This window comes from Streptomyces ureilyticus (assembly GCF_011045025.1).
Classification (GTDB): Bacteria; Actinomycetota; Actinomycetes; order Streptomycetales; family Streptomycetaceae; genus Streptomyces; species Streptomyces ureilyticus.
In genome coordinates this window covers 15,564-31,052 of sequence record NZ_JAAKZX010000050.1, presented here as the reverse complement: position 1 = coordinate 31,052, position 15,489 = coordinate 15,564, and the positions used below count along the sequence as shown (strand labels likewise).

Sequence of the window (15,489 nt, the reverse complement as noted above, 5' to 3'; positions counted from 1 at the left end):
GCGATGTTCCGCCGTACGTTCTGGTTCACCGCCGGCGCAGCCGCCGGGGTCTGGGCCACCACCAAGGTCAACCGCAAGCTCAAGCAGCTGACGCCCGAGAGTCTCGCGAACCAGGCCGCGAGCAAGGCGATCGAAGCAGGCCACCGCCTCAAGGATTTCGCACTCGACGTCCGCGACGGCATGGCGCAGCGCGAGGCCGAGCTCGACGAGGCCCTGGGGCTGAACGCGAACCCCGAGTTTCCCTCCCCGCGGCGCTTCGCCGCCCTGGAGAACAGCAACCACCCGAAGTACAGCAAGAACCCGACGTACGTCGAGCGGTCGACGTACTCGTACAACCGGAATGAGGACCACTGATGGAGTCGGCTGAGATTCGCCGCCGCTGGCTGAGCTTCTTCGAGGAGCGCGGGCACACCGTCGTCCCTTCGGCGTCGCTCATCGCGGACGACCCGACTCTGCTCCTGGTCAACGCGGGCATGGTGCCCTTCAAGCCGTACTTCCTCGGTGAGGTCAAGCCGCCCTACTCGCGCGCCACCAGCGTGCAGAAGTGCGTGCGCACCCCCGACATCGAAGAGGTCGGCAAGACCACCCGGCACGGCACGTTCTTCCAGATGTGCGGCAACTTCTCCTTCGGCGACTACTTCAAGGAAGGCGCCATCAAGTATGCCTGGGAGCTGCTCACTTCGCCCCAGGACAAGGGTGGTTACGGCCTGGAGCCGGAGAAGCTCTGGATCACCGTCTACAAGGAGGACGACGAGGCCGAGCGCATCTGGCGCGACGTCGTGGGAGTCCCCATCGAGCGCATCCAGCGTCTCGGCATGAAGGACAACTACTGGTCCATGGGCGTTCCCGGCCCCTGCGGCCCGTGCTCCGAGATCAATTACGACCGCGGCCCCGAGTTCGGCGTCGAGGGAGGCCCCGCCGTCAACGACGAGCGGTACGTGGAGCTCTGGAACCTGGTCTTCATGCAGTACGAGCGCGGGGAGGGCTCCGGCAAGGAGGACTTCCCGATCCTCGGTGACCTGCCCGCCAAGAGCATCGACACCGGCCTCGGCCTGGAACGGCTCGCCATGATTCTGCAGGGCGTGCAGAACATGTACGAGATCGACACCTCCATGGCCGTCATCAACAAGGCCACCGAGCTGACCGGCGTCCACTACGGCGACGCCCACGACAGCGACGTGTCCCTGCGCGTGGTCACCGACCACATCCGTACGTCGGTGATGCTCATCGGCGACGGCGTCACACCCGGCAACGAGGGACGCGGCTACGTCCTGCGCCGCATCATGCGTCGCGCCATCCGCAACATGCGCCTGCTCGGCGCCACCGGGCCGGTCGTCCAGGACCTGATCGACGTCGTCATCGGGATGATGGGCCAGCAGTACCCCGAGCTCATCACCGACCGCGAGCGCATCGAGAAGGTCGCCCTCGCCGAGGAGGCCGCCTTCCTCAAGACCCTGAAGGCCGGCACGAACATCCTCGACACCGCCGTCACGGAGACCAAGGCCACCGGCGGCACGGTCCTGGCCGGCGACAAGGCCTTCCTGCTCCACGACACCTGGGGCTTCCCGATCGACCTCACCCTCGAAATGGCCGCCGAACAGGGCCTTTCGGTGGACGAGGACGGCTTCAGGCGCCTGATGAAGGAGCAGCGGGAGCGCGCCAAGGCCGACGCCAAGGCCAAGAAGACCGGCCACGCCGACCTGGGCGCCTACCGCGAGATCGCCGACAACTCGGGCGAGACCGACTTCATCGGCTACCTGCACACCGAGGGCGAGTCGAAGATCGTCGGCATCCTCGTCGACGGCGTCTCGTCCCCCGCCGCCACCGAGGGCGACGAGGTCGAGATCGTCCTCGACCGCACGCCGTTCTATGCCGAGGGCGGCGGCCAGATCGGCGACACGGGCCGCATCAAGGTGGACTCCGGTGCCGTCGTCGAGGTCCGGGACTGCCAGAAGCCGGTCCCGGGTGTGTACGTCCACAAGGGCGTCGTCCAGGTCGGCGAGGTCACCGTCGGCGCCTCCGCCCAGGCCGTCATCGACGTACGCCGCCGCAAGGCCATCGCCCGCGCCCACTCGGCCACGCACCTCACGCACCAGGCCCTGCGCGACGAACTCGGCCCGACGGCCGCCCAGGCCGGTTCCGAGAACCAGCCCGGCCGCTTCCGCTTCGACTTCGGCTCCCCGTCCGCCGTACCCACGGCCGTGATGACCGACGTCGAGCAGAAGATCAACGAAGTGCTCGCCCGCGACCTCGACGTCCACGCCGAGATCCTGAGCATCGACGAGGCCAAGAAGCAGGGCGCCATCGCCGAGTTCGGCGAGAAGTACGGCGACCGCGTACGCGTCGTCACCATCGGCGACTTCTCCAAGGAGCTGTGCGGCGGTACGCACGTGCACAACACCGCCCAGCTCGGCCTGGTCAAGCTGCTCGGCGAGTCGTCCATCGGTTCCGGCGTACGCCGTATCGAGGCCCTGGTCGGCGTCGACGCCTACAACTTCCTCGCCCGCGAGCACACGGTCGTCGCCCAGCTCCAGGAGCTGATCAAGGGGCGTCCCGAGGAGCTGCCCGAGAAGGTCTCCGCCATGCTCGGCAAGCTGAAGGACGCCGAGAAGGAGATCGAGAAGTTCCGTGCGGAGAAGGTCCTCCAGGCCGCCGCCGGACTCGCCCAGGGCGCCAAGGATGTACGCGGTGTCGCTCTCGTCACCGGCCAGGTCCCGGACGGCACCGGCGCCGACGACCTGCGCAAGCTGGTCCTCGACGTGCGCGGCCGCATCCCGGGCGACCGGGCCGCCGTGGTCGCCCTGTTCACCACCGTGGGCGGCAAGCCGCTGACGGTCATCGCCACCAACGAAGCCGCCCGCGAGCGCGGCCTCAAGGCCGGCGACCTGGTCCGTACGGCCGCCAAGACCCTCGGCGGCGGCGGTGGCGGCAAGCCCGACCTCGCCCAGGGCGGCGGCCAGAACGCTGCCGCCATCGGCGAGGCCGTCGAGGCCGTCGAGCGCCTTGTGGCCGACACAGCCAAGTGAGCGGAGACGAACGCGTCATGCGCCGCGGACGCCGGCTCGCCATCGACGTCGGGGACGCCCGGATCGGGGTCGCCTCCTGCGACCCCGACGGGATCCTCGCCACCCCGGTGGAAACCGTCCCTGGCCGCGATGTCCCGGCCGCCCAGCGGCGGTTGAAGCAACTCGTCGAAGAGTACGAACCGATCGAGATCGTCGTCGGCCTCCCTCGCTCCCTCAAGGGGGGCGAGGGCCCGGCCGCGGTCAAGGTCCGTGCCTTCGCCCAGGAACTGGCCCGCATGGTCGCGCCGGTTCCGGTGAGACTCGTGGACGAGAGGATGACCACAGTCACGGCCAGTCAGGGACTGCGCGCCTCGGGCGTGAACGCGAAGAAGGGCAGGTCAGTCATCGACCAGGCCGCCGCCGTCATCATCCTGCAGCAGGCGCTGGAATCCGAACGAGTGTCAGGTAAAGCTCCTGGCGATGACGTCGAAGTGGTCATCTGATCGCGGTACGGTAACGTTCCGCGCGATGCGGCGGCGTTCGAACAGCCTCCGCACAGCAGAGAGGCGGATGGGGAGCCGGGCCACACGCGCCGCGCGACCGCCGCCTCGCGGCTTCTAGGGGATCGATGACTGATTATGGCCGGGGCCAAGGCTCCGAACCGTGGCATCCCGAGGACCCGTTGTTCGGGGACGACGGATGGAGAGGACAAGAAGGCCACGCGGCCCAGTCCTCGTACGGCGGCCAGCAGCAGCACTATTCGCAGCAGCCGCAGCAGCAGCAGAACCAGTACGGCGACTGGGGCAACGGGCAGCAGTCCGGCTACGACCAGGGGCAGCAGCACTATGCCCAGGGACAGCAGCAGCCGTACGGCGGCCCGGGTGCGCAGCAGTATTACGATCAGGGCGGCCAGCCGTATCAGGGGCACAACGGCCAGCAGGGCAACGGCGGTTGGGACACCGGACAGCACGGTCACGGCTCGTACGGCGCCGGCTCCGGCGATCCGTACGGAGGCCAGCAGGCGGGGTACGGCGGTCAGGGTTACCAGTCCGACTACTACGGCACCCCCGACGCGTACCCGCCGCCTCAGCCGCCGAGCCGCCATCAGCCCGAACGCGCATCCGAGCCCGAGCCACAGACCGACTGGGATCCGGGACCCGACCAGGGCGAGCACGCCTTCTTCTCGGGCGGCAGCGACGATGACGACGACTTCGACGACGACCCGTCGGACGGGAAGCGCGGCAAAGGAAAAGGCAAGGGGAAGACCGGCAAGAAGAGCCGCAATGGCTGCGCCTGCCTGGTCGTTTCGCTCGTCCTTGTCGGTGGTCTCGCCGGAGGCGGGTATTACGGATACCAGTTCTACCAAAGCCGTTTCGGCGAGGCGCCGGACTTTGCGGGCGACGGCACCAGCCAGACGGTGATGGTCGAGATCGCCAAGGGGTCGGGCGGCTACGAGATCGGCCAGAAGCTGAAGTCGGCGGGCGTCGTGAAGAGCGTCGACGCGTTTGTGTCCGCGCAGTCGGCGAATCCCAAAGGTCAGCGGATCCAGCACGGCGTCTATCTCCTCAAGAAGGAGATGTCCGCCGAGAGCGCCGTGAGCATGATGCTCGACCCCAAGAGCCAGAACAACATGATCGTGGCGCCGGGGCAGCGCAATGCCGCGGTCTACGCGGCGATCGACAAGAGGCTCGAACTCAAAAAGGGCACCACGGCGAACGTCGCCAAGGAGAAATACGAGAGCCTCGGACTTCCCGACTGGGCGAACAACAACGACGACATCAAGGATCCGCTGGAAGGTTTCCTTTACCCGCACACCTACGCCGCGGCAAAGGGCATGAAACCCGAGGACGTCCTGAAGAAGATGGTCGCCCAGGCCAAGGAGAAGTACGCCGCGTACGACCTTGAGGCGAAGGCCAAGGAACTCAAGCTGGACAACCCGCTGGACGTCGTCACGGTGGCGAGCCTCGTCCAGGCCGAGGGCAAGACCAGGGATGACTACCGCAAGATGGCGGAGGTGGTCTACAACCGCCTCGACCTCGCCAACCCCGAGACCTACGGGGCGCTGCAGTTCGACTCGACCTTCAATTACCTGAAGAACGAGAGCAACATCGACATCAGCGAGTCGGAGATCAACAATAACAAGGACCCATACAACACGTACTCGAACAAGGGACTGCCGCCCGGCCCGATCGCTAACCCGGGTGACGTCGCCATGAAGGCGACGCTCGATCCGACCGACGACGGCTGGTACTACTTCGTGGCGACCGACGGTGTGGAAAAGACCGAATTCGCCAAGACGCATGGCGAATTCCTGAAGCTCAAGGAAAAGTTCGATGCGCGCTCGGGCAACTGACGCCCGCCGTGCCGCCGTGCTCGGCCAGCCCATCGCCCATTCCCTCTCGCCGGTACTGCATGGCGCCGCCTATGCCGCGCTGGGACTGGGGGCCTGGTCGTACGACCGTTTCGAGATCGACGAGGCCGCTCTGCCGGGCTTTCTCGAGGGACTCGGACCGGAGTGGGCCGGGCTGTCGCTGACCATGCCGTTGAAGCGGGCCGTGATTCCGCTGCTCGACGAGATAAGCGCGACGGCGGCCTCCGTCGAGGCCGTCAACACCGTCGTGTTCACGGAGGACGGCCGACGCGTCGGCGACAACACCGATATCCCCGGCATGGTCGCCGCCCTGCGGGAGCACGGGATCGAGCAGGTCGACTCCGCCGCCATCCTCGGCGCGGGCGCCACCGCGTCCTCCGCGCTGGCCGCCGTCTCGCGGATCTGCACGGGCGAGATCGTCGCGTACGTCCGCAGCGAGGCGCGCGCCGCTGAGATGCGGCAGTGGGGCGAGCGGCTGAAGACCGAAGTGCGCATCGCGAACTGGGCGGACGCCGAGCGGGCGCTGCACGCACCGCTGGTGGTCGCCACGACCCCGGCCGGCGCCACCGACGCCTTCGCCTCCGCCGTCCCCGGACGCCCCGCCACGCTCTTCGACGTCCTGTACGACCCTTGGCCGACCGCACTCGCCGCCCGCTGGTCCGCGTACGGCGGCGCCGTCGTCAGCGGCCTCGACCTCTTGGTGCACCAGGCGGCACTCCAGGTGGAGCAGATGACGGGGCGTACGCCGGCCCCGCTGGGCGCCATGCGAAAAGCGGGAGAGCACGCACTCGCCGGACGTTAAGATTCTTTCCGGTTCCGCAGGGGGCGGGACCGAGGGGGAATCTTCATGACCACGCAGGCATCCTGGAAGTCGGAAATCTTTCAGGCCACGGTGAATTTCCTGCCGGACTGGCTCCAGTACACGGCGATCGGGTTGGCAGTCGGCGGCTTTCTCGTTTTCAAGGTCGTCAAATGGCGCCGCGGACGCGCCCTCCGGCGAGCGCTCGGCCCGATCACGCCCATCCCTGATGTGCCGGACGGGGCGCGCGGCGCCGACTACCTCGGTGCGTACGCGCCTCAGCAGCCGCGCAACGATGCCACGACCTGATCCGCTGGGCAGGCCCGAGTCGCGTCCGCCTGATGGACCTGCGCCCGGTTCCTGGCGGCGGACGTGGGAGGATCGACGGTGGCGGGCCAGGGCCGCGCACCCGGTCGCGCCGTCGACGTACGCGAGGACGCGCGTGCGCACAGGCAGTACGCAGTACCAGGGCGCGAGTATCGAGGAGCACCGTTGAGCAGGTTGCGCTGGCTGACCGCGGGGGAGTCCCACGGTCCCGCACTTGTCGCGACGCTGGAGGGACTTCCCGCCGGCGTGCCGATCACCACGGAGATGGTGGCGGACCACCTGGCACGGCGGCGCCTCGGCTATGGGCGTGGCGCGCGAATGAAATTCGAGCGGGACGAGATCACCTTCCTGGGCGGTGTGCGGCACGGGCTGACACTCGGTTCGCCTGTCGCGATCATGGTGGGCAACACCGAGTGGCCCAAGTGGGAGCAGGTCATGGCGGCCGACCCCGTGGACCCGGCCGTGCTCGCCGAGCTGGCGCGCAACGCGCCGCTGACCCGGCCCCGGCCCGGCCACGCGGACCTGGCGGGCATGCAGAAGTACGGCTTCGACGAGGCACGGCCGGTCCTGGAGCGGGCGAGTGCGCGGGAGACCGCCGCCCGCGTCGCGCTCGGCGCGGTGGCGCGCTCGTATCTCAAGGAGACGGCCGGCATCGAGATCGTCTCGCACGTCATCGAGCTGGCCGCGGCGAAGGCCCCGTACGGCGTCTACCCCAAGCCCTCCGACGTCGAGAAGCTCGACGCGGACCCGGTGCGATGCCTGGACGAGGACGCGTCGAAGGCGATGGTCGAGGAGATCGACCGGGCGCACAAGGACGGCGACACCCTGGGCGGTGTGGTCGAGGTGCTGGCGTACGGAGTGCCGGTTGGCCTGGGCTCGCATGTGCATTGGGACCGGCGGCTGGACGCGCGACTCGCGGCCGCGTTGATGGGCATCCAGGCCATCAAGGGCGTCGAGGTCGGCGACGGCTTCGACCTGGCGCGGGTTCCTGGCTCGAAGGCGCACGACGAGATCGTGCAGACCGACGAGGGCATCAAGCGGGCCACGGGTCGCTCGGGCGGCACCGAGGGCGGGCTGACCACCGGTGAACTGCTGCGCGTACGCGCCGCGATGAAGCCCATCGCGACCGTGCCGCGCGCGCTGGCCACCATCGACGTGGTGACCGGGGAAGCGACGAAGGCCCACCACCAGCGTTCCGATGTCTGCGCGGTCCCGGCGGCCGGCATCGTCGCGGAGGCGATGGTGGCGCTGGTGCTTGCGGACGCGGTGGCGGAGAAGTTCGCCGGCGACAGCGTCACGGAGACGCGGCGCAACGTCACCTCGTACCTCGAGAATCTGGCGATCCGATGAGCGCTGGACCTGTGGTCGTACTCGTCGGGCCGATGGGTGTCGGCAAGTCGACGGTGGGCGCACTGCTCGCGGAGCGGCTCGGCGTCGGCCACCGGGACACCGACGAGGACATCGTGGCCGCCGAGGGACGCACCATCGCGGACATCTTCGTCGAGGAGGGCGAGCCGGCCTTCCGTGCGATCGAGAAGCGGGCGGTGCACCAGGCACTGGCCGAGCACGAGGGCGTACTGGCCCTGGGCGGCGGCGCCATCCTCGACGCCGACACTCGCGAGCTGCTGGACGGGCTGCCGGTGGTGTACCTGTCGATGGACGTCGAGGAAGCGGTCAAGCGCACCGGTCTCAACACCGCCCGGCCTCTGCTGGCGGTCAACCCGCGCCGCCAGTGGCGCGAGCTGATGGAGGCCCGCCGCCACCTCTACACCGAAGTCGCCCGTGCGGTCGTCGCCACCGACGACCGCACCCCGGAGGAGGTCGCCCAAGCGGTCCTCGACGCCTTGGAGTTGAAGCAGGCATGAGCGAGCAGGACCAGTCGGTGACCCGGATCCAGGTCGGCGGCACGGCCGGCACCGAGCCGTACGAAGTGCTGGTGGGCCGTCAACTCCTCGGCGAACTGGGCGGGTTGATCGGCCCGCGGGCGAAGCGCGTCGCCGTCGTCCACCCGGAGGCGCTGGCCGAGACCGGCGAGGCGGTCAGGGCCGATCTGGCCGGGCAGGGCTTCGACGCGGTGGCCATCCAGGTGCCCAACGCCGAGGAGGCCAAGACGGCCGAAGTCGCGGCGTACTGCTGGAAGGCGCTGGGGCAGTCCGGTTTCACCCGCACCGACGTGATCGTCGGGGTGGGCGGCGGCGCGACCACCGACCTGGCCGGGTTCGTGGCCGCGAGCTGGCTGCGCGGGGTGCGCTGGATCGCAATCCCGACGACCGTACTGGCCATGGTGGACGCGGCGGTCGGTGGCAAGACCGGCATCAACACCGCCGAGGGCAAGAACCTGGTGGGCGCCTTCCACCCGCCCGCCGGGGTGCTCTGCGACCTGGCCGCCCTCGACTCGCTGCCGGTCAACGACTTCGTGTCCGGGCTCGCGGAGATCATCAAGGCCGGATTCATCGCCGACCCGCGGATCTTGGAACTGATCGAAGCCGATCCGGAAGGAGCGCGCAGCCCGGCCGGTCCGCACACCGCGGAACTGATCGAACGCTCCATCAAGGTCAAGGCCGAAGTGGTCTCCTCCGACCTGAAGGAGTCGGGGCTGCGTGAGATCCTCAACTACGGCCACACCCTGGGCCATGCCATCGAGAAGAACGAGCGCTACCAGTGGCGGCACGGCGCCGCCGTCGCCGTCGGTATGCACTTCGCGGCCGAACTCGGCCGCCTGGCAGGCCGGTTGGACGACGAGACCGCCGACCGGCACCGCGCCATCCTGGAGTCTGTGGGCCTGCCGCTGCACTACCGCTACGACCAGTGGCCCAAGTTGCTCGAGACCATGAAGGTCGACAAGAAGTCCCGAGGCGACCTGCTGCGCTTCATCGTCCTGGACGGCCTGGCCAAACCCACTGTCCTGGAGGGCCCCGACCCGGCCGTCCTCCTCGCCGCCTACGGCGAAGTGGGCGAATAGCTCCACAGGAAGCCACTTCACCCGATTTGCCTTGTGTTCATGGGCACTTCGGACCGACCCCGGCCGTTCACCAAACGGCGGCCGGGGACGGTACCGTTCGGTAGGGAGCGGGGCAGGTGTCCTGCTGCCAGCGCCAATTGCCTGTACGAGACGGAGTGGCACCGGATGCAGCACGCAGTGGGGTCTCCGCTGCCGCCGCCCCACCAGCCGGGGCAGGAGCCGGCCGCCGGCTTTTCGCCGGTCGCGCAACACCCGGGCGGGCACTCGGGTGCCCCCATGGGTTCTCCCGCGGGTCCCGCGCCCGTGAACCCGCCGCCGGGTTTCGCCGGACCGTCCGGGCCCGCCGCGCCGCACCCTCCGGAGCACGCGCCCGCCCCGCAGCATCACGTGGCTCCCCAGCACGCGCCCGCGCCGATGCCGGACACCACGGGGCATGTGCAGCTGCCGCCGGGCGGGCCCGTCGCGATGCCGAGCCCGCCGCCTGCCGCAGGGGCACCCGATCCCACGTCCACCACGCTGGCCGTGCTGCTCATCGGGCCCGCCGGTGCCGGGAAGACGAGCGTCGCCAAGTACTGGGCCGGCCATCGGCGGGTGCCCACCGCGCACATCAGCCTTGATGACGTACGGGAATGGGTGCGGTCGGGCTTCGCGGATCCGCAGTCGGGGTGGAACGATCACTCGGAGGCGCAGTACCGCCTCGCTCGCCGCACCTGCGGCTTCGCCGCGCGTAACTTTCTGGCGAACGGCATTTCTTGCATTCTGGATGACGCCGTCTTTCCGGATCGGCCGGTTGTCGGGCTCGGGGGCTGGAAGCGGCATGTTGGCCCTGGCCTGTTGCCCGTAGTGCTCCTTCCCGGTCTCGAGGTAGTCCTGGAGCGCAATGCCGAGCGCTCCGGAAATCGTCGCCTCACCGATGAGGAAGTTGCCCGTATCCATGGGCGGATGGCCGGTTGGTACGGGTCCGGGCTGCCCATCATCGACAACTCACAGCTTGACGTTCCCACGACGGCGCGTGTGCTTGACGATGTGCTGACTCGGTCGATTGCCAGTCCGCCGCAGTGGTGAGCGGGGGGCCTTTCCCCAGCCCCGCCCCTTCCCGGCTGCATCAATGTGCGGCTCCGCCGCGTGGGCGCGACCGGCCACCCACGGACCCGCAGTCGACAACGAACCAACCCGCCCAACCGCCAGAGGCAATCCCCACCCGGCCCAATCAGAACCGGCACCATCCGCCCACCCCTCGTAGGCTCGGATCATGTCAGAGGTGTATGCGGCCCGCCGCGAACGGCTCCGGGAGCGATGTGCGGCCGGTGGCAGCGCTACCGCGCTGGTGTCCCGCCCAGCCAACGTCCGCTACCTCGCGGGCGCGGCCCCCCGCGGCGCCGTACTGCTGCTGGGCAGGGGAACGGACCTGCTGGTGTGCCCGGGTCCGGGCCCGGCCCCCCTCGGCGTGGATCCGGACGACGAGCGGCCCGACGAGGCGCTGCGCGTCCAGTACCTCCCCGGCACCGGTGGCGACCCCGCCGTGGCCGCCGCCGACCTCGCCGCCGGTCAGGGCGCCGACTCCCTCGCCGTGGAGGAGCACCACCTCACCGTCGCCCGGCACAGGTCCATCCGCTCGGTTGTGCCGCGCCTGCGCCTCGCAGAGTTGGGCAGTGCCGTCGAGCAGTTGCGCGTCATCAAGGACGAGGAGGAGATCTCCTGCCTCCGCATCGGCGCCGAGATCGCCGACCAGGCGCTGAGCGAACTCCTCGAATCGATCCTCGTCGGCCGCACCGAGCGCCACCTCGCCCTGGAGCTGGAGCGCCGCCTCGTCGACCACGGCGCCGACGGCCCGGCCTTCGCGACCTCCGTCGGCACCGGCCCGAACTCGGGGCGTCGCGGCCACCGCCCCACCGACCGGCGGGTCGACGAGGGCGACTTCCTCTCCGTATGCCTGGGAGCGACCTACCGCGGCTATCGCAGCGAGATCGGCCGTACGTTCGTGATCGGGACCTCGCCCGCCGACTGGCAGATCGAGCTGTACGACCTTGTCTTCGCCGCCCAGCGGGCCGGCCGCGAGGCGCTCGTGCCCGGCGCCGAGTACCGCGATGTGGACCGTGTCGCCCGGCAGGTGCTGGACTCCGCGGGATACGGGCACGGCCTTCCTCCGCTGACCGGGCATGGCGTCGGGCTCGAAATCGATGAGGACCCTCAGCTGGCCCCCGCGGCCATGGGTAAACTGGACGCTTGCGTGCCGGTCACCGTCGAACCGGGGGTCCACCTCCCGGGCCGGGGCGGTGTCCGGATCGATGACACGCTCGTCGTACGCCCCGAGGCGGACGGCGGACCCGAGCTACTCACCATCACGACCAAGGAGCTGCTCGCGCTCTAGCCTCCGAGCTGTGCGCCTGCCCCGGGGTCGTCCACGTCAGTCCAGGAGATTCCGCAACCGTGGCTTCCACGAACGACCTCAAGAACGGCCTGGTGCTCAAGCTCGAAGGCGGCCAGCTCTGGTCCGTCGTCGAGTTCCAGCACGTCAAGCCCGGCAAGGGCCCGGCCTTCGTGCGCACCAAGCTCAAGAACGTGCTCTCCGGCAAGGTCGTCGACAAGACGTTCAACGCCGGCGTCAAGGTCGAAACGGCCACCGTCGACAAGCGCGACATGCAGTTCTCGTACATGGACGGCGAGTACTTCGTCTTCATGGACATGGAGACGTACGACCAGCTCCACGTCGACAGGAAGGCCGTCGGCGACGCCGCCAACTTCCTGGTCGAGGGCTTCACCGCGACCGTCGCCCAGCACGAGGGCGAGGTGCTCTTCGTCGAGCTGCCCGCCGCCGTCGAGCTGACCATCCAGGAGACCGAGCCGGGCGTCCAGGGCGACCGGTCCACCGGTGGCACCAAGCCCGCCATCCTGGAGACCGGCCACCAGATCAACGTGCCGCTCTTCATCACCACCGGCGAGAAGATCAAGGTCGACACCCGCTCGAGCGACTACCTCGGCCGGGTGAACAGCTAACCGTGGCTGCCCGCAATACGGCCCGCAAGCGCGCCTTCCAGATCCTCTTCGAGGGCGATCAGCGCGGCGTGGACGTCCTGACGGTCCTCGCGGACTGGATCCGGCACTCCCGGACCGACACCCGGCAGCCGCCGGTGAGCGAGTACACGATGCAGCTGGTGGAGGGCTACGCCAAGCGTGCCCAGCGCATCGACGAGCTCATCGCGCAGTACGCGGTCGACTGGACGCTGGACAGAATGCCGGTCGTCGACCGCAACATCCTGCGCATCGGCGCGTACGAGCTGATCTGGGTCGACGAGACGCCGGACGCCGTCGTCCTCGACGAGATGGTCCAGCTCGCCAAGGAGTTCTCCACGGACGAGTCCCCGGCCTTCGTGAACGGCCTCCTCGGCCGCTTCAAGGACCTGAAGCCGTCCTTGCGTCGGGACGAGTAGTGCCACAGGTCGTCACGGAGGGCCCGCAGCACCGGCTGCGGGCCCTCCGGCCTGTTCTGCGCGGGCCGGAAGCCGGAACAAAACCGCCGGGGTGGCCGGAACGCTCAGGTTCCGGCCACCCCGGCGGCACGTTTCTTCAGGGGCCGAGGCCAGTCAGGCCTCTTCGTGGGAGACCGCGCGGCGCGCGTCCGCGTCGAGGACGCCCCAGTTGATCAGCTGCTCGGTGAGAACCGAGGGGGACTGGTCGTAGATCACGGCCAGGGTGCGCAGGTCGTCCTGGCGGATCGAGAGCACCTTGCCGTTGTAGTCGCCGCGCTGGGACTGGATCGTCGCCGCGTAACGCTGAAGGGGGCCCGCCTTCTCGGCCGGGACGTGGGCCAGCCGCTCCAGGTCCAGGACCAGCTTCGGCGGCGGCTCGGCGGCGCCGCCCGGCGTGGTGCCCGGCAGCAGCTCCTGCACCGGAACGCCGTAGAAGTCCGCCAGCTCGGCGAGGCGCTGCACGGTCACGGCGCGGTCGCCGCGCTCGTACGAACCGACCACGACCGCCTTCCAGCGTCCCTGGGACTTCTCCTCGACGCCGTGGAGGGAAAGGCCCTGCTGGGTACGGATCGCGCGGAGCTTGGCCCCGAGCTGTTTGGCGTATTCGCTGGACATATAGCTCCCCGGACACTGTGTCGACGTGCGGTTTTGCTTCGCGGCTGGTGACTCACTGTGAGGTTACGCAGCGTTACTCTCCCCCGTCAAGCCGAATGGTCCCGCCCGCCCCATCCGTGCGAGCCGGGAGAAGTGACGTCAGGTGGTGGGGGAGTGACTCCAGGGGGGTGATCAGGGCCGTTGCCGGGCTGGTACCGTTGTTGGCGCAATTCCGACGTCCTTTAAGGTCCGTCCCGTGAGGCGGAGAAGGGGGTCCGTCTCGTATGGACACACAGCAGTCCGAATCCCGGGCCGTGCTCGAAGGCCCCGACATCGCGCGGGTGTTGACCCGCATCGCCCACGAGATCGTCGAGCGTGCCAAGGGCGCCGACGACGTGGTGCTTCTCGGCATTCCGACCAGAGGCGTCTTCCTCGCCCAGCGGCTCGCCGCCAAGCTCGAGGAGATCACCGAACGCAAGGTCCCGGTGGGCTCGCTCGACATCACCATGTACCGCGACGACCTGCGCATGAAGCCGCCACGTGCGCTGGCCCGCACCGACATCCCGGCCGACGGCATCGACGGCCGGCTGGTCGTCCTCGTCGACGACGTACTCTTCTCCGGCCGCACCATCCGCGCCGCGCTCGACGCGCTGAACGACATCGGCCGTCCGCGTGCCGTGCAACTCGCGGTCCTCGTCGACCGGGGCCATCGAGAACTCCCGATCCGCGCCGACTACGTCGGCAAGAACCTCCCCACGTCGTTGCGGGAGACGGTCAAGGTCCAGCTCGCCGAGGAGGACGGTCGCGACACCGTGCTGCTCGGCGCCAAGCAGCCCGCACCGGGCGCGCAGCAGTAGCACTCCGGCGTACGTCCCTGCCGTAAGCCCCCGAGTGCGCCTCTGCGTGTCTGCCTGCCCGGCTGCGACCTCCCGCCGGGCCCTCGCCTCCCGAACTGAACTGCCTTACGGAGCCTGACAGATGCAGCGTCATCTCATCTCGGCCGCCGACCTCACCCGCGACGACGCCGTCCTGATCCTCGACACCGCCGAGGAGATGGCCCGGGTCGCCGACCGGCCGATCAAGAAACTGCCGACCCTGCGCGGCCGCACCGTCGTCAACCTCTTCTTCGAGGACTCGACCCGTACCCGGATCTCCTTCGAGGCCGCCGAGAAGCGCCTCTCCGCGGATGTGATCAACTTCACCGCCAAGGGGTCCAGTGTCTCCAAGGGCGAGTCCCTGAAGGACACCGCCCAGACTCTGGAGGCGATGGGCGTCGACGCCGTCGTCATCCGGCACGGCGCCTCCGGAGCCCCGTACCGCCTCGCGACCTCCGGCTGGATCGACGCCGCCGTCATCAACGCCGGCGACGGCACCCACCAGCACCCCACCCAGGCCCTGCTCGACGCCTTCACGATGCGGCGCCGCCTCGTCGGGCGGGACGCCGGGCTCGGGCAGGACCTCGACGGCAAGCGCATCACGATCGTCGGCGACATCCTGCACGGCCGGGTCGCCCGCTCGAACGTCGACCTGTTGCACACCCTCGGCGCCCAGGTCACCCTCGTCGCCCCGCCCACCCTGCTGCCGGTCGGCGTGGAGACCTGGCCCTGCGAGGTGTCGTACGACCTGGACAGCACGCTGCCCAAGTCCGACGCGGTGATGATGCTGCGCGTCCAGCGCGAGCGGATGAACGCGGCCTTCTTCCCGACCGAGCGCGAGTACTCACGGCGTTACGGCCTCGACGGCGACCGCATGGCGCGGATGCCCGAGCACGCCATCGTGATGCACCCCGGGCCGATGGTCCGCGGCATGGAGATCACCGCCGAGGTCGCCGACTCCGACCGCTGCACCGCCATCGAGCAGGTGGCGAATGGTGTCTCGATCCGCATGGCGGTCCTGTACCTGCTCCTGGGCGGCAATGAGCCCGCCGTCACCCACAGCCGTACCGAGGAGAAGTAAGACAC

At 69.2% G+C, this 15,489-nt stretch carries 16 protein-coding genes; 15 read left to right on the top strand and 1 reads right to left on the bottom strand.

Translation table 11 applies throughout. The annotated features are described in order from the left end of the window. The first annotated feature begins 3 nt into the window (after positions 1-3). The 13 genes from G6048_RS17960 to nusB all read left to right on the top strand — a co-directional run bounded on the left by G6048_RS17960 (position 4) and on the right by nusB (position 12,895). Positions 4-354 carry a DUF6167 family protein gene (locus G6048_RS17960; protein WP_165340564.1) on the top strand — a complete coding sequence of 117 codons (351 nt, stop codon included), beginning with the start codon at positions 4-6 and terminating at the stop codon, positions 352-354. Further along, positions 354-3,026, top strand: coding sequence for an alanine--tRNA ligase (gene alaS, locus G6048_RS17955; protein ID WP_165340563.1), 2,673 nt, complete (start codon positions 354-356; stop codon positions 3,024-3,026). Before G6048_RS17960 ends, alaS begins: the two co-directional genes overlap by 1 nt. A 17-nt stretch (positions 3,027-3,043) precedes the next feature. Further along, the gene (ruvX, locus tag G6048_RS17950) at positions 3,044-3,508 is read left to right on the top strand and encodes a Holliday junction resolvase RuvX (RefSeq protein ID WP_165340562.1); all 465 of its coding nucleotides are present in this window, start codon (positions 3,044-3,046) and stop codon (positions 3,506-3,508) included. 125 nt (positions 3,509-3,633) lie between these two features. Continuing rightward, positions 3,634-5,358 (top strand): endolytic transglycosylase MltG, encoded by a 1,725-nt coding sequence (mltG, locus tag G6048_RS17945; protein WP_165340561.1) that lies wholly within the window; start codon positions 3,634-3,636, stop codon positions 5,356-5,358. Beyond that, positions 5,339-6,178: a shikimate dehydrogenase gene (locus G6048_RS17940; RefSeq protein ID WP_165340560.1), complete on the top strand. Its 840-nt coding sequence runs from the start codon at positions 5,339-5,341 to the stop codon at positions 6,176-6,178. The genes mltG and G6048_RS17940 overlap by 20 nt, the downstream gene beginning before the upstream one ends. 45 nt (positions 6,179-6,223) lie before the next feature. After that, positions 6,224-6,484, top strand: a complete 261-nt coding sequence (locus tag G6048_RS17935; RefSeq protein WP_165340559.1) for a hypothetical protein — start codon at positions 6,224-6,226, stop codon at positions 6,482-6,484. A 183-nt stretch (positions 6,485-6,667) separates the two neighbouring features. Then, positions 6,668-7,852, top strand: a complete 1,185-nt coding sequence (gene aroC, locus G6048_RS17930) for a chorismate synthase (RefSeq protein WP_165340558.1) — start codon at positions 6,668-6,670, stop codon at positions 7,850-7,852. After that, complete coding sequence (locus tag G6048_RS17925; protein ID WP_165340557.1) at positions 7,849-8,367, top strand: shikimate kinase; 519 nt, start codon at positions 7,849-7,851, stop codon at positions 8,365-8,367. The genes aroC and G6048_RS17925 overlap by 4 nt, the downstream gene beginning before the upstream one ends. After that, a complete protein-coding gene (aroB, locus tag G6048_RS17920) occupies positions 8,364-9,464 on the top strand; it encodes a 3-dehydroquinate synthase (RefSeq protein ID WP_165340556.1) in 1,101 nt (366 codons plus the stop codon). Before G6048_RS17925 ends, aroB begins: the two co-directional genes overlap by 4 nt. A 165-nt stretch (positions 9,465-9,629) precedes the next feature. After that, positions 9,630-10,529 carry a Pro-rich N-terminal domain-containing protein gene (locus tag G6048_RS17915; protein ID WP_165340555.1) on the top strand — a complete coding sequence of 300 codons (900 nt, stop codon included), beginning with the start codon at positions 9,630-9,632 and terminating at the stop codon, positions 10,527-10,529. Positions 10,530-10,716: 187 nt separating this feature from the next. Next, positions 10,717-11,835: an aminopeptidase P family protein gene (locus G6048_RS17910; protein ID WP_165340554.1), complete on the top strand. Its 1,119-nt coding sequence runs from the start codon at positions 10,717-10,719 to the stop codon at positions 11,833-11,835. A gap of 59 nt (positions 11,836-11,894) precedes the next feature. Next, the gene (efp, locus tag G6048_RS17905; protein ID WP_165340553.1) at positions 11,895-12,461 is read left to right on the top strand and encodes an elongation factor P; all 567 of its coding nucleotides are present in this window, start codon (positions 11,895-11,897) and stop codon (positions 12,459-12,461) included. A 2-nt stretch (positions 12,462-12,463) separates the two neighbouring features. Beyond that, positions 12,464-12,895 carry a transcription antitermination factor NusB gene (nusB, locus tag G6048_RS17900; RefSeq protein WP_165340552.1) on the top strand — a complete coding sequence of 144 codons (432 nt, stop codon included), beginning with the start codon at positions 12,464-12,466 and terminating at the stop codon, positions 12,893-12,895. Positions 12,896-13,048: 153 nt separating this feature from the next. Here the strand turns inward: nusB and bldD are convergent, their stop codons facing one another. Beyond that, positions 13,049-13,549, bottom strand: coding sequence for a transcriptional regulator BldD (bldD, locus tag G6048_RS17895; protein ID WP_165340551.1), 501 nt, complete (start codon positions 13,547-13,549; stop codon positions 13,049-13,051). Between the two features lie 263 nt (positions 13,550-13,812). Between bldD and pyrR the strand changes: the two genes are divergently transcribed. Both pyrR and G6048_RS17885 read left to right on the top strand, forming a co-directional pair. Beyond that, the gene (gene pyrR / locus G6048_RS17890; protein ID WP_165340550.1) at positions 13,813-14,385 is read left to right on the top strand and encodes a bifunctional pyr operon transcriptional regulator/uracil phosphoribosyltransferase PyrR; all 573 of its coding nucleotides are present in this window, start codon (positions 13,813-13,815) and stop codon (positions 14,383-14,385) included. A 121-nt stretch (positions 14,386-14,506) separates the two neighbouring features. After that, entirely contained in the window at positions 14,507-15,484 is a 978-nt protein-coding gene (locus G6048_RS17885) for an aspartate carbamoyltransferase catalytic subunit (protein WP_165340549.1), read from the top strand. The last annotated feature ends 5 nt before the right edge of the window (positions 15,485-15,489 follow it).